Raw genomic sequence first — 13,198 nt, 5'->3', positions numbered from 1 at the left:
ACCGACTCACCCGAGGAAGGCACGCACCTCGACGCGACGCTGGCACGCCAGGGACCCCTCGGCGGCGAGGAGGTGGGCAGTCTCCGCGTCGGGCGCCTCGATCACCGTGGCCGAGGCGGGCGAGGAGAGCCCGCCGGCGAAGACCCAGTGGCCCCCGGCCCGGAGCCGGTCGTTGAAGGCGTCGATGGTCGCCATCTCCTCCGCCGAGGCGGAGCCGGTCAGGTCGTCGATCACGGACACCAGGAACTGCATGGGATTCTCCTGCTCGGTGGGGGTGCCTCCGACGGGCGCCGCTCGACCATGCCACGAACGGAGACCACCGGATCCGACAACCGGGCAGCGAACCCACGCAGAGAGGTCGGCAGCGACCGATCGACTCGGCCGTAGAGTCACTCGACGTGAGTCGCCTCCTGCACCTCAACGGACCGCCGGGGATCGGGAAGTCCACGCTGGCCAGGCGCTACGTCGCCGACCACCCGGGCGTCCTCAACTGCGACATCGACGTGCTCCGCACCCTCATCGGCGGCTGGGAGAGCGACTTCGCCGCGGCAGGAGGACTCATCCGGCCCGCGGCGCTGGCCATGATCGAGGCCTACCTCGCCCACGGCCACGACGTGGTGCTGCCCCAGATGCTGACGAACCCCACCGAGCTGGCGCGCTTCGAGGCGAGCGCGACCGCGGCCGGTGCGCAGCTCGTCGAACGCTTCCTGATGGACACGCCGGCGGCCTCGGCTGCGCGGTTCCACCGCCGTGGGACGGATGCAGGGACGGGGACAGGGACGGGGACGGACGATCCGTGGCACGACCAGGTCCGCAGCATCGTGGCGGCCAACGGTGGGGACGAGGCGCTGGCCCGGTCCCACGAGGCGCTCGAGCGTCTGCTGACCCAGCGCCCCGACGCGGTCGTGATCGAGAGCGTTGAGGGCGACGTCGAGGAGACCTATGCGGCGGTCCTGGAGTCCCTGGGCCAGCGCCGCCGATAACCCCTTGAACCCCGACCAGGACCGACCTACCGTGGTTGCACACGGGAAAGGAGGTGGTCCGAAGAATGATTTCTTCAAGGACGCGTGAGGTGGCTGCCCGCTAGCAGCCATGCACCACGTCGGGCGGAAGTGCCCGGCCTGCTGCTGGCGAATTCCTAGCAGCTACCCGACCCGCAGGTCATCCGGCTACACGTCCGCCGGAGCGGTCTCTCCTGAGGCCAGGCCTGCGGGTCGTCCCATGTCCGGACCCGGCGGCTCCCCGCCCCCAGCCCGTACGTCGGACCCGGAGGCCGGCGCGTCGGCCTTCGGGCCCCACGACATCAGCGAGCCGACCATCGAGAGGGCGACCCAGGTGGCCACCACGACCGCCAGGTAGCGGGTGACGGCGACGTCGAAGGGCACCGCCCCGGTCATGGCGGTCTGCCACAGCGCCGGTGAGGCCAGCACGCCGGCCGCGGCGAGGACGGGCAGGGAGAGCAGGTTCATGCGGTCACCTCCATCATGCGCTCACCGGTCACGATGCCGACCGACCGGATCTGCGCGTTGCCGTTGAGCTCGGAGTAGGACAGGACGGGGAGGCGGTCGACCGCCAGGGTGACCATCCGGTGCACGGCAGCGCGCACCTGCGGGGCGCACACGAGCACCGGGCGGATATTGCGGTTCTCGGCGTCGACCAGCAGCTGGGAGAGCGAGCCGAGCACCGCCTGGGCGGTGGCCGGGTCGAGCACCACCGTCAGCCCGCTCTCGGTGGGCCGCAGCGACTCGAGGATCCGCTGCTCGAGCTGCGGCTCGAACGAGATGACGTGCAGGGCGCCGTCGACGACGTGCGGCGCGACGATCGCCGGTCCGAGCGCGGCACGGGCGGCCTCCACGAGGCTGTCGAGGTCCTTGCCGTGCGGGGCACGCAGGGAGAGCGCTTCATAGATCCGGACCAGGTCGCGCACCGAGACGCCCTCGTCGAGCAGCGCCTGGAGCACCTGCTGCACCTCGCCGAGGCTCAGCAGCGACGGGGTGAGCTCGTCCACGACGACGGGGTGCGTGCGCTTGACGACGTCGGTCAGCAGGCGGACGTCCTCGCGACCGAGCAGCCGCGACGCGTGGACGGTCACGATCTCCGCGAGGTGGGTCGTGATCACCGCCGACCGGTCGACGACGGTCGCGCCACTGAGCTCGGCCTGACCGCGCAGGTCGGCGGCGATCCAGGTGGCGTCGAGGCCGAAGACGGGCTCGCGGGTCGGCGTACCGGGCAGGGAGCCGAGGTGGTCGCCGATGGCGAGGACCGTGCCCGGAGGTGCCTCGCCCCGGGCGACCTCGATGCCGAAGACCTTGACGACATAGGTGTTGAGCGGCAGCTCGAGGTTGTCGCGAGTGCGCACGGGCGGGATCACGATGCCGATCTCGGTGGCGATCTTGCGACGCAGGGCCTTGACCCGCTCGAGCAGGTCACCGCCCGCGCCGGTGTCGACGAGGTCGATGATGTCGGCCGAGAGCTCCAGGCCGAGGGGATCCACCCGGATCTCGGCGGCGAGGTGCTCGGGGGAGTCGTGGGAGGGGCCGGCAGCGGCAGCCGCCTCCAGGGCGAGAGCGGACTCCGGGGCGTCGTCGGAGCCCTGCTCGACCCGCGTCGAGATCAGCAGCAGCACACCGCCGGTGATGATGAACGGGATCTTGGGCAGGCCCGGGATCAGGCACAGCGTGAGGGCGGCGATCCCGGCGATGCGCAGCGGGAGCTGGCGGGCCGTGAGCTGCTGGATGATGTCGGAGCCCATGTCCTGGTCGCCGACGCCGCGGGTGACGACCAGGCCGGTCGCGACCGAGAGCAGCAGTGCCGGGATCTGCGAGACCAGGCCGTCGCCCACGGTCAGCAGGCTGTAGGTCGAGATGGCGTCGCCGGGGCTCATGCCCTTCTGCGTCATCCCGATCGCGAAGCCACCGACCAAGTTGACCAGCGTGATGATGATGGCGGCGATCGCGTCGCCCTTGACGAACTTCGACGCACCGTCCATCGAGCCGTAGAAGTCGGCCTCGGCGTGCACCTCGGCACGTCGCTTGCGCGCCTGGTCCTCGTCGATCAGACCCGAGTTGAGGTCGGCGTCGATGGCCATCTGCTTGCCGGGCATCGCGTCGAGGGTGAAGCGGGCACCGACCTCGGCCACGCGACCGGCGCCGTTGGTGATCACGACGAACTGGATGATGAGCAGGATCACGAAGACGATCAGCCCGACGATCAGCGAGCCGCCGACGACGAAGTGGCCGAAGGTGTCGATCACCTTGCCGGCGTAGCCGTCGAGAAGCACCAGCCGGGTCGCGCTGACGTTGAGCGCCAGGCGGAAGAGCGTCATCACCAGGAGCACGGCCGGGAACGCCGCGAAGTCCAGGGGCCGCGTGACGTACATCGCGGTGAGCAGGACCAGCAGCGCGCCGGTGATGTTGGCGGCGATCAGCAGGTCGAGGACGACGGCCGGGAGCGGGACGACCAGCATCACGACGATCATCACGATGCCGACCGGGACACCGAGCTGGGTCAGTCGCTTGAGGGGCATCGGGTGCGCCTTTCAGGGTCGGCTGCGGATCCCGCCGTCCCTGGCGCAGCACGACACCGTCCTGGCGTCGTCGTCCCTATCGGGTCGCGAGCACCGGACCTGAGGGGATCCGGCGGCGGCGTCCCGCGACGGGCACCGGCGCGAGGTCGGCCTCGCGGCGCGGGCTGCGGTGGGTGCCCCCCACGCGCCCGGTGTTGCGGCGGCTGATGACGAACGCGAGGACCTGGGCGACGGCCGCGAAGAGCTCCGCGGGGATCTCCTGGCCGACCTGGGTGGAGGAGTAGAGGGCGCGGGCGAGGGGCACGTCCTGCACGAGGGGTACGTCGTGCTCGCCGGCCAGCTCGCGGATCCGGGCGGCGATCGTGCCGGCCCCGCGGGCCACGACGGTGGGTGCTCCGGCCTCGGGGTCGTAGCGCAGGGCCACGGCGACGTGCGTGGGGTTGACCAGCACCACGTCGGCGGTGAGGACGTCGGCCATCATCCGGTTGCGGGCCATCGCCAGCTGCCGGGAGCGGATGGCGCCCTTGAGCATCGGGTCACCCTCCTGCTGCTTGTGCTCCTGCTTGATCTCCTCCTTGGTCATGCGGGTCTGCTTGCCGATGCGGCGCCGGTTCATCGCGTAGTCGGCGCCGGCCATGACGAGCCCGGCGATCGCGACGTTGCGGATCAGCGTCAGGGCCTCCTCGCCGGTCTGGTGGAGCATGAAGTCGACCGGCACCATGCCGCCGATCAGGGGCATCATCGAGGTGACGGCACCCTTGACGAGCACCGCGACGAGGGCGCACTTGAGCAGCATCTTGGCGCCCTCCCAGAGCGCCTGGATGCCGAAGACGCGCTTGGCGCCCTTGATCGGGTCGAGCTTGGACCACTTCGGCTGCACGGTCTTGGTGGCCAGGAAGAACCCGCCCTGCGCGACGGCGGCGGCGACACCGACGACCATCACGGCGGCGCCGAGGAGCAGCAGCGCCTTGAAGGCGTGGGCGGAGCCCTGGCCGAGCAGCTGGAGCGCGTCGGAGGCCGTCGGGTCCTCGATCGTGCGCAGGCACGCCGTCATCAGGCCCTTGATCGCGTCGACCTCGCGGCCGATCATCGCCGGCATCGCCAGCCCCGCCAGCAGCATCGCCGCCCACGCCCCCAGCTCCTGGGTGCGGGGGACCTGCCCCTCCTTGCGGGACTCCTTGCGCTTCTTGGCGGTGGGTTTCTCGGTCTTCTCCTCCCCGCTGCTCATGATCCGCCCGCCATCGCGTCCATGGCCTGCAGGGCCATGTCCACCATCGTGCGCATGACGCCGGGCAGGACCGGGAACGACAGCCCGACCAGGAGCAGGGTGAGCCCGATCTTGGCGGGGAACATCACGTTGATCGCCTGCAGCTGGGGCGCGATCTTGGTGAGCAGCGCGAGGCCCAGGTCGGAGATGAACAGCACCGCGATCAGTGGCAGCGCGATCTGCACCGCGGTCACGAAGAACATCAGGAACGCCTTGGTCAGCACGCCCGCGCCGCCGTCGACGTCGGGCGTGGTGCCGATCGGCAGGACCTCGAAGGTGCGCAGCAGGCCTCCGATCACCAGCAGGTGCCCGCCGCTGGCGAAGAGCAGCATCGTGGCCAGCATCTGGTGGAAGGTGCCGAAGACGGAGTTCATGTTCATCCCCAGCGGGTCGAAGCCCTGGGCCAGGGAGAAGCCGCCGAAGACGTCGACCAGGCTGCCGGCGGCGGCGATGGCGCCCAGCAGCATCGAGGTCACGAAGCCCATCGCGGTGCCGATCAACGCCTGGGTGAGCACGGTCAGCACCAGCCCGGGCACGTCGAGGGGGATCTCGGACTCCGCGAGCAGCGGCGCCACCGCGAAGCACAGACCGAGGGCCAGCACGACCTTCGCCATCGCCGGCACCGCCCTGGAGGAGAACGGCGGCACGACCGCGAGCCAGGCCACCACCCGCACCGAGGCGAGCAGGAAGGCGACGAGCGGCTCGCCGGCGAAGGTGAGCGCCATCAGCCGAGGAGTGCCGGGATGCGCTCGTAGAGCTGGGTGGTGAACGTCATCAGCGTGTGCAGCATCCAGTTGCCGCTGACCAGCAGGGCGATGCCGACGCCGACCAGCTTGGGCACGAACGCGAGCGTGAACTCCTGGATCTGGGTCATCGACTGGAAGAGCGAGACGACGAAGCCGATGACCAGAGCGGTCGTGAGGACGGGGGCGGACAGCTTCAGCGCCACCATCATGGTCTGCATGGCGATCTCGATGATCTCGGTGTCGGTCATCGGCTGCTACCCGTAGCTCGCCACGAGCGACTTGATGACCAGGCCCCAGCCGTCGACCAGCACGAAGAGCAACAGCTTGAACGGGAGCGACACCATCACCGGCGGCATCATCATCATGCCGAGCGCCATCAGGGCCCCGGACACGACGATGTCGATGACCAGGAAGGGGATGAAGATGATGAAGCCGATGATGAAGGCCTGCTTGAGCTCGCTCAGCACGAAGGCGGGGATGAGCGTCGAGAGGCCGACCTCGTCGCGGTTCTCCGGGAGCTCGCGCTTGGCGACGTTGGTGAGCAACGTCAGCTCCTCGTCGCCGGTCTGGTCGAGCATGAACTCGCGCAGCGGCACGATGCCGTCGTCGAAGGCCTGGGTCGTGGTCTTGTCGCCGTCGAGGTAGGGCTGCACGCCGACGTCGTTCATCTCCGACAGCACCGGGCCCATGATGAAGAGGCTGAGGAACAGCGCCAGCCCCGCGAGGACCTGGTTGGGCGGCGTCTGCTGGAGGCCCAGCGCGTTGCGGGTCAGCCCGAGCACCACCAGGATCTTGGTGAAGCTGGTGCAGGTGAGCAGGATCGCGGGCAGCAGCGACAGGAACGTCATCGCCACCAGCAGCACGACCGACGTGCTCGGCTTGTCGGTGAGGCCGCCGAAGTCGACGGTCACCGATCCCGGGTCGCCCTGCGCGCCGCTCGGCCCGTCCGGCCCCTGCGGGCCGTCGACGCCTGGCTCGTCGGTGGGAACGGCGGGCACGTCCGCCGGCGGGTCTGTCGGGGTGTCGGTCGGGGGCGGCGTCTCCTGGAGACGTACGCCGGAGGCCGCGGCCGTCGCACCTGCGGCGGGGGTCGCCGATGCGGGCGCGCTCAGGCCGAGCCAGATCGTGACTCCCAGGGCCAGCAGGACGAGCACCCTCCCCAGTGCTCGTCCGGCCAGTGCTCGTCCTCTCCAGCCCCCCGGCCGAGTCATGACGCTCGCCCCGAGAGGGCTTGGAGCGCCTGGCGCCAGGTCTGGGGCGAGAGCACCGAGCCCGCGAGGGCGCCCCCGGCCGGTGCTGTCGTGGTCGGCGGAGCGCCCCGGCGCGACACGGTGCGGCGCGGCGCCGCGTGGCTGCGCGGGGCGGCGTGCCGACCGGCCGACGTCGGCGCCGGGGGTGCCGGCGTCTCCAGCTGATCGTGCAGCAGCGCCGCGAACCCGGGTGACGAGGCGGTCGGAGCACTCACCAGGTGGGCGACCGGGGCCAGCTCGAGCTCGGGCTCACCGCTGCCGTCGCCCGACGTGTCGCCGAGGCCCTCGAGCTCGTCGGGGTCCAGCTCGGCCAGCACACGCACCTGCTGCTCGGTGGTGCCGAGCACCAGCACCCGGGACCCGACGGTGACGACGGTGACCGACGACGTCCGGCTGAGAGCCTGACGGTGCAGGACCCGGACCGGCGAGCCGGACCGCCCCTTGAAGCGTCGCGCGCCGAGGCGGGCGGTGAGGAGCAGCAGCCCCAGCACCACGGCCAGGGAGAAGACGAGTCGGACGACGAGCTCGGTCATGGGTCAGCTCGCGGCCTGGTCGTCGAGGATCTCGGTGACGCGCAGGCCGAAGTCCTCGTCGACGACGACGACCTCGCCGCGGGCGATGAGCCTGCCGTTGACCAGCAGGTCGGCGGGGCTCCCGGCGGCCCGGTCGAGCTCGAGGACCGCCCCGGGGGCGAGGGCGAGCAGGTCGCGCACGGCCATGCGGGTGCGACCGAGCTCGACGGTGACCTCCATGTCGACGCCGTGCAGCATCTCGATGCCGCGGTGGGCCAGGGGGATCACGCTGGAGCCGTGGGCCGCGGCGCCCTGGTCGCGGGCCGGCGCCGCCCCGACGGGGACCGCGCCGGACGCCACCGGTGCGGTCCCCGTCGGGGCTGACCCCGCTGCTGCTCCCGCGACTGCGCCGGGCGCCAGGATGGCGTCGGGCAGGAGGAGGGCCGCGGCGATACCGCTGCCGATCAGGGGCACGACGGTGAAGGGGCCACCGAGGTCGGCGACGACCAGGGTCAGCTCGACCTGGGTGGCAGCCTGCGCGGACCCGCCCAGGACCGCGGCGACGGCGTCGAGGGCCGGCTGCACCGCCGCAGCGAGGTCGAGCCCGCCCAGCGGGCTGGCCTCGAGCGCGGCGACGAGCTCGTCACCCACGAGGACCGCGATCCGGCTGCCGCCGACCTCGGCGACGGCCGCGCCGGCGAAGGAGGAGACCACGTGCTCGGTGCCCGGCTGGGCCCCTCCGGCCACGAGCGGGGTGGCCGCGGGCAGGACCTCGGCCGCAGCCTCGCCGGCAGCGATCGCCAGGTCGGTGGGGTCGGAGGGGAGGGGAGAGGTGGTCATGAGGTCTCCTTCGGGGTGCTCACGATCAGGGCGGCCAGGCGCGGGCCCTGGGCGCCGGCGGTCGCATGGGCGAACGTGGTGTCCTCGACGGTGACGTCGAGGGGTGCGGAGGCGGGGTGGGCCAGCCGGAGGACGTCCCCGGGTCGGAGGTCGCTGAGGACGGCCGGGTCGACGCTGGTGGAGCGGAAGCGGACGGTGACGTCCACGGGCACGGTCTGGAACTGCTCCTGGAGCAGGGCGGCGGCCTGCGCGCGCTGGGCGCGCTCGCGGTTGGAGACAGGAGCCGGGGCAGCGGCGGCGGTGAGGTGGGGCAGCAGGCCGCTGAAGGGCAGGCACACGGTCATCCGGTGAGGGCGCTCGTCGATGCGCAGCTCGAGGCGCATCACGACCATCACGTCGGCGGCGCCGGCCACCTGGGCGAACTGGGGGCTGTACTCCACGCCGATGACGGTCGGCTCGAGGCCGACGATGCCCGACAGCGAGTAGCGCATCTCGGCGAGCAGCCGGTCGATGAGCCCGCGGATGACGCCGCTCTCGATCTCGGTCAGCGGCCGCTGCGGCTGGTCTCCCGACCCGGGGCCGCCGAGCATGTGGTCGACGCAGGACATCGTGGCGTCCAACGGCATCTCGAGGACCCCGACGCCCGGCATCGGGTCCGCGGAGAACTTGGTCATGTACGTCGCAGCGCCGAGCGAGTCGACGTACTCCGCATAGCTGCGCTGGTCGATGCTCACCACGGACACCGCGCACACGCTGCGCAGGGCGGAGGTGAAGACCGTCGTGGCCTGGCGGGCGAAGCCGTCGAAGCCCAGCTGCAGGATGCGCTGGTGCTCGCGGGAGAGCTGGATCGGTCGCCGGAAGTCGTAGGCGACGGGATCCACGGTCCGCGCACGACGGCGCGCGCGACCGCTCCCGCTGCCCGGTCGGGGCGGGGAGATGGTCGACGGCGGCAGGCTCACGTCAGGGGGATCGGCCCCCTGCCGGTGCACCTGAGAGAAATGGCTCCAGCCTGACGCCGAGACGTCAAGAGGGGTTCAAGCCGGGGTCAGGATCGAGGTCGGGCGACTACTGGGTGACGAACTCGGTGAAGTAGATGTCCATCACCTCCCCGTGATAGCTCTCCTCGAGGGTGTGCATCAGCTCCTTCTTGAGCTTGTGGCGTCCCGCGGGCTTCGTCAGCTCCTCGGGCCTGCGTCCGCTGAAGATCTCGATCACCGCGTCGAGCGCCTTGCTCCCGTCGACCTCGTGGGCTCCCTCGATCAGCTGGAGCGCCACGCCGATGCGCAGGTAGTGGCTCTCGGCGAGGTTGATCTGGACCGGCTCGAGGGCGACCACCTCGCCCGGCACCACCTCCGGCTCGGCCTCGCCCGAGGGACGCAGCAGGAAGAACCACGCGGCGCCCGCGACCACGGCGAGCACCAGCACGATCACCAGGATCTTCTTCTTGCCGCCGCCCTTGGCCTTCTCCTCGGTGGGCGCGGCCGCGCTCGGCGCCGGGGCCGTCGTCGTGCTCATGATCCGTCTCCTGTCGGCTCGGTGCGGGTGGCCGCCACGTCGTCCAGCATCGCCCGGGTCTCGGGCGGCAGCGAGGACAGGACGACCACGTCCACTCGCTTGTTGACCTCCTGCGATCCCGGGAGGTCCGGGTCCATCAGGGGCTTCTCGTGGCCGTATGCCGCCAGCATCAGCCGGCTGCCGGGCAGGCCGCCCACCTCGTCGAGCCGGCGCAGCACGGTCAGCGCCCGCGCAGCCGAGAGGTCCCAGTCGGTGGCGAAGTACTTCGGCTTCACCTTCACCTGGTTGGTGTGGCCGTCGACCTGGAGTGGGTCGTCGACGTCGGCGAGCACGGTGGCGAGCGTGTCGACGACGTCACGTCCGCGGGCGCTCAGCGTGGCAAGGTCCGCCTCGAACACCACGTGCCGTGACACCAGGCTCAGCACCAGCCCGCGCTCGTCGTAGGAGACCCGCACGTCGTCGGCCAGACCCTTCTCGCGCAGTGCCCTGAGGAGCTTCTCCTGGAGGGCTTCGAAGCGGGTCACCTCGGCCTCGGCGTCCTGACGACGGCGTACGGCGTCCTGCATCGCCGCAGCCACGCCGTTGGAGGTGGAGGCGAGCTCGACCTCGGTCAGCTCCTGGTAGTTCAGCGAGGGCGCGACCGGCGCCATCGAGGACGTCCCGGCCTGGTCGAGGATCGAGGACGACCCGTCGAGCACCGAGGTCGACTGTCCGAAGCCCGCCGCGAGCCCGTCCTTGAGCGCGTTGAACTTCTTCTGGTCGACCTGGCTCATGGCGAAGAGCACGATGAAGAGCACCATCAGCAGGGTCACCATGTCGGCATAGGTGACCAGCCACCGCTCGTGGTTCTCGTGCTCCTCGGGCTCCTCGTGCCGACGTCGTCTGGCCGACACGTCAGGCCGCCTCGGGGACCGTCTGACCCACCGGCAGGAGCGAGGTCAGCTTCTGCGCGATCACCCTCGGGTTGGAGCCGGCCTGGATCGCGGCCACGCCCTCGATGATGATCTCCATGCGGGCGGCCTCGAGCTCGCTGAGTCGCTTGAGGCGGCTGCCCAGGGGGAGCCAGATGACGTTGGCCGACATGACTCCCCACAGGGTCGCGATGAAGGCGGCGGCGATCAGGTGACCGAGCTCCTCGGGCTGCGCGAGGTTCTCCAGGACGTGCACCAGGCCCATGACGGTGCCGATGATGCCGATGGTCGGGGCGTAGGCGCCGGCGTCGGCGAAGAACTTGGCGGACTGCTTGTCGGAGCGCTTCTTGGCGATCATCTCCGACTCGAGGATCTCGCGGACCTCGTCGGGGTCGGTGCCGTCGATCGCCAGGGTCACGCCCTTGACCAGGAACTCGTCGTCGATGTCCTTGAGCGAGTCCTCCAGGGCCAGCAGGCCCTCGCGGCGGGCCCGCTCGGCGAGCTGGACCACCGCCGGGACGACGTCGGACGCCGGTGTGATGTTGCCGGTGAACGCGCGCTTGAGGGCGGCGAGGGAGCCCTTGGCGTCCTGCATCGTGCCGCCGGCGAGCGTGACGAGCAGGGTGGTGCCGAAGACGAGGAGCAGCGGCGCCGGGAGCATGAGGCTCATCGGGTTGCCGCCCTCCATGATCTGGGAGGCGAAGACGACGCCGAAGCCGACGCCGATGCCGATGGGGGTCGCGAGGTCCATCAGGCCTTCCCTCCCGACCGGTTCTCGAGGCCCTGCAGGGAGGGATGGGCGGTGACCGAGGCCAGCCTCGGCGCCGTGTCGGCCGGCAGGGGGGAGTCCTGGAGGAGCCGCACCGCGTCGGGCGACACGCGGTCGCCGTCCGGCCAGGCCTCGACCTCGCCCACCTGCACGTGGGCGCTGAGGGCGATGACCTCGGCGCGGTGGTAGCGGATGGCGTTGACGACCGCGTGCAGGCTCTCGGCGACGACGTACTTGGAGCCGTCGAGGAGCGTGATCACGGTGTCGGGCGTGCTGTCGACGCGTTCGATCAGCTCGGAGTTGAGCGCGAACGCGGAGCCGGAGAGACGGGTCAGCAAGATCATGGGGGGAGCACCATCCTTAGTGCGGGTGTTCGACGGCCTTCCGTGGCTGTCAGAGGTCTCATCGGTAGGGGAGGTAAAGACCTGAGGAATCCGTGCGACGGGCTGCGACGGCAGCGGCGACGGGCAGCCCGTCGCACGGACGCGTGTCAGCGCTTGATGTTGACCAGGTCCTCGAGGACCTGGTCCGAGGTGGTGATCACGCGCGAGCTGGCCTGGAACCCGCGCTGGGCGAGGATCAGGTTGGTGAACTCCGCGGCCAGGTCGACGTTGGACATCTCCAGGGCGCCGCCGATCAGGGTGCCGCGCTGTCCGGCGCCGGGGACGTCGATCTCGGCGGCACCGGAGTTGGCCGACCCGCGGAAGGCCGTCTCACCGACGCGCTCGAGGCCGTTGGGGTTGTTGAAGTCGGCCAGGGCGACCTGTGCCATGTCGCGCTGGATGCCGTCGGAGAAGACACCGCGGATCTTGCCGTCGGCGCCGATCGCGTAGGACGTGAGCTCCTCGCCCACGGGCACCGTCGGGGTGAGCCCGGCCGAGTCCAGCGTGATGTCGATCAGCCCGCCGGTGGCCAGGCCGGCCGCGTCGAGGGCGTAGCCCTGGACCCGGGCGCCCGAGGGGCTGACCAGGGTGCCGGTCTCGTCGAAGGTGAACGCACCGGCGCGGGTGTAGATCTGCTCGTTGCCGTCCTGGAGGACGAACATGCCGTCGCCCTGGATCATCAGGTCGGTGGCCCGGCCGGTCATCTGGGCGGATCCCTGGAGCAGGTTGGAGGCCACCGCGGCGACCTGCACGCCGAGACCCACCTGGATCGGGTTGGTGCCGCCCTGGCCGGCGCTGGCACCGGAGGCGCCGGTGAGCATCTGGCTCAGGGTGTCCTGGAAGACGACGGTGCTGGACTTGAAGCCGATCGTGTTGGCGTTGGCGATGTTGTTGCCGGTGACGTCGAGCATGGTCTGGTTGACGCGGAGGCCGCTGATACCGGCGAAGAGTGAACGAAGCATGAGATGTCCTCTCGGGCCCTCAGAGGGCCGGAACTGCCAGGGATGGGATGGTGGCGGCCGTGGCGGCCGGTGTGGTCGGGGTGGTGGTGCTGGTCGGGCTTCCGTCGGTGACGGACTGGACCTGGAAGATGGGGACCTCGATGCCACCGACGTCGAGGACCGGGCCCGAGGGGCCGAAGGTCACCCCGCTGACGAGACCGCTCCCCTCGGTGCCGTCGCCCAGCGTGTAGGTGACCTGGCGGCCGACCAGCTGGGCGCCGCCGAAGGCCATCTGGGCCCCGAGCAGGGCACCTGTCTGGTCGGCGACGGACTGCATCTTCTCGAGCGCGGTGAACTGCGCGGACTGCGAGAGGAACTCGCTGGTGTCGCTCGGGTTCATCGGGTCCTGGTAGCGCAGCTGGGCGACCAGGAGCTGCAGGAACATCTCCTTGTCGGCCGAGCCTGCCCCCGCCGTGGACGTGCTGGCGAGCATGCCCGTGGGCGGCGCCATGGTTTCGATTGCCGGGATGGACAACGC

General features: G+C 70.9%; 17 protein-coding genes. 1 reads left to right on the top strand and 16 read right to left on the bottom strand.

Annotation, left to right across the window (positions count from 1 at the left end; genetic code table 11):
• Positions 1 to 6: 6 nt before the first annotated feature.
• Complete coding sequence (locus AAG827_RS01115; RefSeq protein ID WP_341923929.1) at positions 7 to 252, bottom strand: hypothetical protein; 246 nt, start codon at positions 250 to 252, stop codon at positions 7 to 9.
• Positions 253 to 398: 146 nt separating this feature from the next.
• Here AAG827_RS01115 and AAG827_RS01110 point away from each other — a divergent pair, with 146 nt between their 5' ends.
• Positions 399 to 983, top strand: a complete 585-nt coding sequence (locus AAG827_RS01110) for an AAA family ATPase (RefSeq protein WP_341923928.1) — start codon at positions 399 to 401, stop codon at positions 981 to 983.
• A 186-nt stretch (positions 984 to 1,169) separates the two neighbouring features.
• Here AAG827_RS01110 and AAG827_RS01105 read toward each other — a convergent pair whose 3' ends face one another.
• From AAG827_RS01105 to AAG827_RS01035, 15 genes are all read right to left on the bottom strand, one after another.
• Positions 1,170 to 1,469, bottom strand: coding sequence for a hypothetical protein (locus AAG827_RS01105; RefSeq protein ID WP_341923926.1), 300 nt, complete (start codon positions 1,467 to 1,469; stop codon positions 1,170 to 1,172).
• The gene (flhA, locus tag AAG827_RS01100) at positions 1,466 to 3,526 is read right to left on the bottom strand and encodes a flagellar biosynthesis protein FlhA (protein ID WP_341923925.1); all 2,061 of its coding nucleotides are present in this window, start codon (positions 3,524 to 3,526) and stop codon (positions 1,466 to 1,468) included. The genes AAG827_RS01105 and flhA overlap by 4 nt, the downstream gene beginning before the upstream one ends.
• A gap of 76 nt (positions 3,527 to 3,602) precedes the next feature.
• On the bottom strand, positions 3,603 to 4,754 hold the full coding sequence (locus tag AAG827_RS01095) for an EscU/YscU/HrcU family type III secretion system export apparatus switch protein (RefSeq protein ID WP_341923924.1): 1,152 nt from the start codon (positions 4,752 to 4,754) through the stop codon (positions 3,603 to 3,605).
• Entirely contained in the window at positions 4,751 to 5,518 is a 768-nt protein-coding gene (locus AAG827_RS01090) for a flagellar biosynthetic protein FliR (protein WP_341923923.1), read from the bottom strand. Before AAG827_RS01090 ends, AAG827_RS01095 begins: the two co-directional genes overlap by 4 nt.
• Entirely contained in the window at positions 5,518 to 5,787 is a 270-nt protein-coding gene (fliQ, locus tag AAG827_RS01085) for a flagellar biosynthesis protein FliQ (RefSeq protein ID WP_341923921.1), read from the bottom strand. Before fliQ ends, AAG827_RS01090 begins: the two co-directional genes overlap by 1 nt.
• Before the next feature lie 6 nt (positions 5,788 to 5,793).
• Complete coding sequence (fliP, locus tag AAG827_RS01080; RefSeq protein WP_341923920.1) at positions 5,794 to 6,693, bottom strand: flagellar type III secretion system pore protein FliP; 900 nt, start codon at positions 6,691 to 6,693, stop codon at positions 5,794 to 5,796.
• Positions 6,694 to 6,746: 53 nt separating this feature from the next.
• On the bottom strand, positions 6,747 to 7,322 hold the full coding sequence (locus AAG827_RS01075) for a flagellar biosynthetic protein FliO (RefSeq protein WP_341923919.1): 576 nt from the start codon (positions 7,320 to 7,322) through the stop codon (positions 6,747 to 6,749).
• Positions 7,323 to 7,325: 3 nt separating this feature from the next.
• Complete coding sequence (fliN, locus tag AAG827_RS01070; RefSeq protein WP_341923918.1) at positions 7,326 to 8,141, bottom strand: flagellar motor switch protein FliN; 816 nt, start codon at positions 8,139 to 8,141, stop codon at positions 7,326 to 7,328.
• Positions 8,138 to 9,100, bottom strand: a complete 963-nt coding sequence (locus AAG827_RS01065) for a flagellar motor switch protein FliM (protein WP_341923917.1) — start codon at positions 9,098 to 9,100, stop codon at positions 8,138 to 8,140. Before AAG827_RS01065 ends, fliN begins: the two co-directional genes overlap by 4 nt.
• A 106-nt stretch (positions 9,101 to 9,206) precedes the next feature.
• The gene (locus tag AAG827_RS01060) at positions 9,207 to 9,656 is read right to left on the bottom strand and encodes a flagellar basal body-associated FliL family protein (protein ID WP_341923916.1); all 450 of its coding nucleotides are present in this window, start codon (positions 9,654 to 9,656) and stop codon (positions 9,207 to 9,209) included.
• The gene (locus tag AAG827_RS01055) at positions 9,653 to 10,549 is read right to left on the bottom strand and encodes a flagellar motor protein MotB (RefSeq protein WP_341923915.1); all 897 of its coding nucleotides are present in this window, start codon (positions 10,547 to 10,549) and stop codon (positions 9,653 to 9,655) included. Before AAG827_RS01055 ends, AAG827_RS01060 begins: the two co-directional genes overlap by 4 nt.
• Before the next feature lies 1 nt (position 10,550).
• Positions 10,551 to 11,318: a motility protein A gene (locus AAG827_RS01050; protein WP_341923914.1), complete on the bottom strand. Its 768-nt coding sequence runs from the start codon at positions 11,316 to 11,318 to the stop codon at positions 10,551 to 10,553.
• Positions 11,318 to 11,680: a flagellar FlbD family protein gene (locus AAG827_RS01045; protein WP_341923913.1), complete on the bottom strand. Its 363-nt coding sequence runs from the start codon at positions 11,678 to 11,680 to the stop codon at positions 11,318 to 11,320. Before AAG827_RS01045 ends, AAG827_RS01050 begins: the two co-directional genes overlap by 1 nt.
• Positions 11,681 to 11,826: 146 nt before the next feature.
• The gene (locus AAG827_RS01040) at positions 11,827 to 12,681 is read right to left on the bottom strand and encodes a flagellar hook-basal body complex protein (RefSeq protein WP_341923912.1); all 855 of its coding nucleotides are present in this window, start codon (positions 12,679 to 12,681) and stop codon (positions 11,827 to 11,829) included.
• 19 nt (positions 12,682 to 12,700) lie between these two features.
• Positions 12,701 to 13,195, bottom strand: coding sequence for a flagellar hook capping FlgD N-terminal domain-containing protein (locus tag AAG827_RS01035; RefSeq protein WP_341923911.1), 495 nt, complete (start codon positions 13,193 to 13,195; stop codon positions 12,701 to 12,703).
• Positions 13,196 to 13,198 lie beyond the last annotated feature (3 nt).

It is taken from the genome of Nocardioides psychrotolerans (assembly GCF_943371775.1).
Lineage (GTDB): Bacteria > Actinomycetota > Actinomycetes > Propionibacteriales > Nocardioidaceae > Nocardioides > Nocardioides psychrotolerans_A.
Note: the sequence above shows the minus strand (reverse complement) of the source record. Positions and strands in the feature narration are given on the sequence as shown.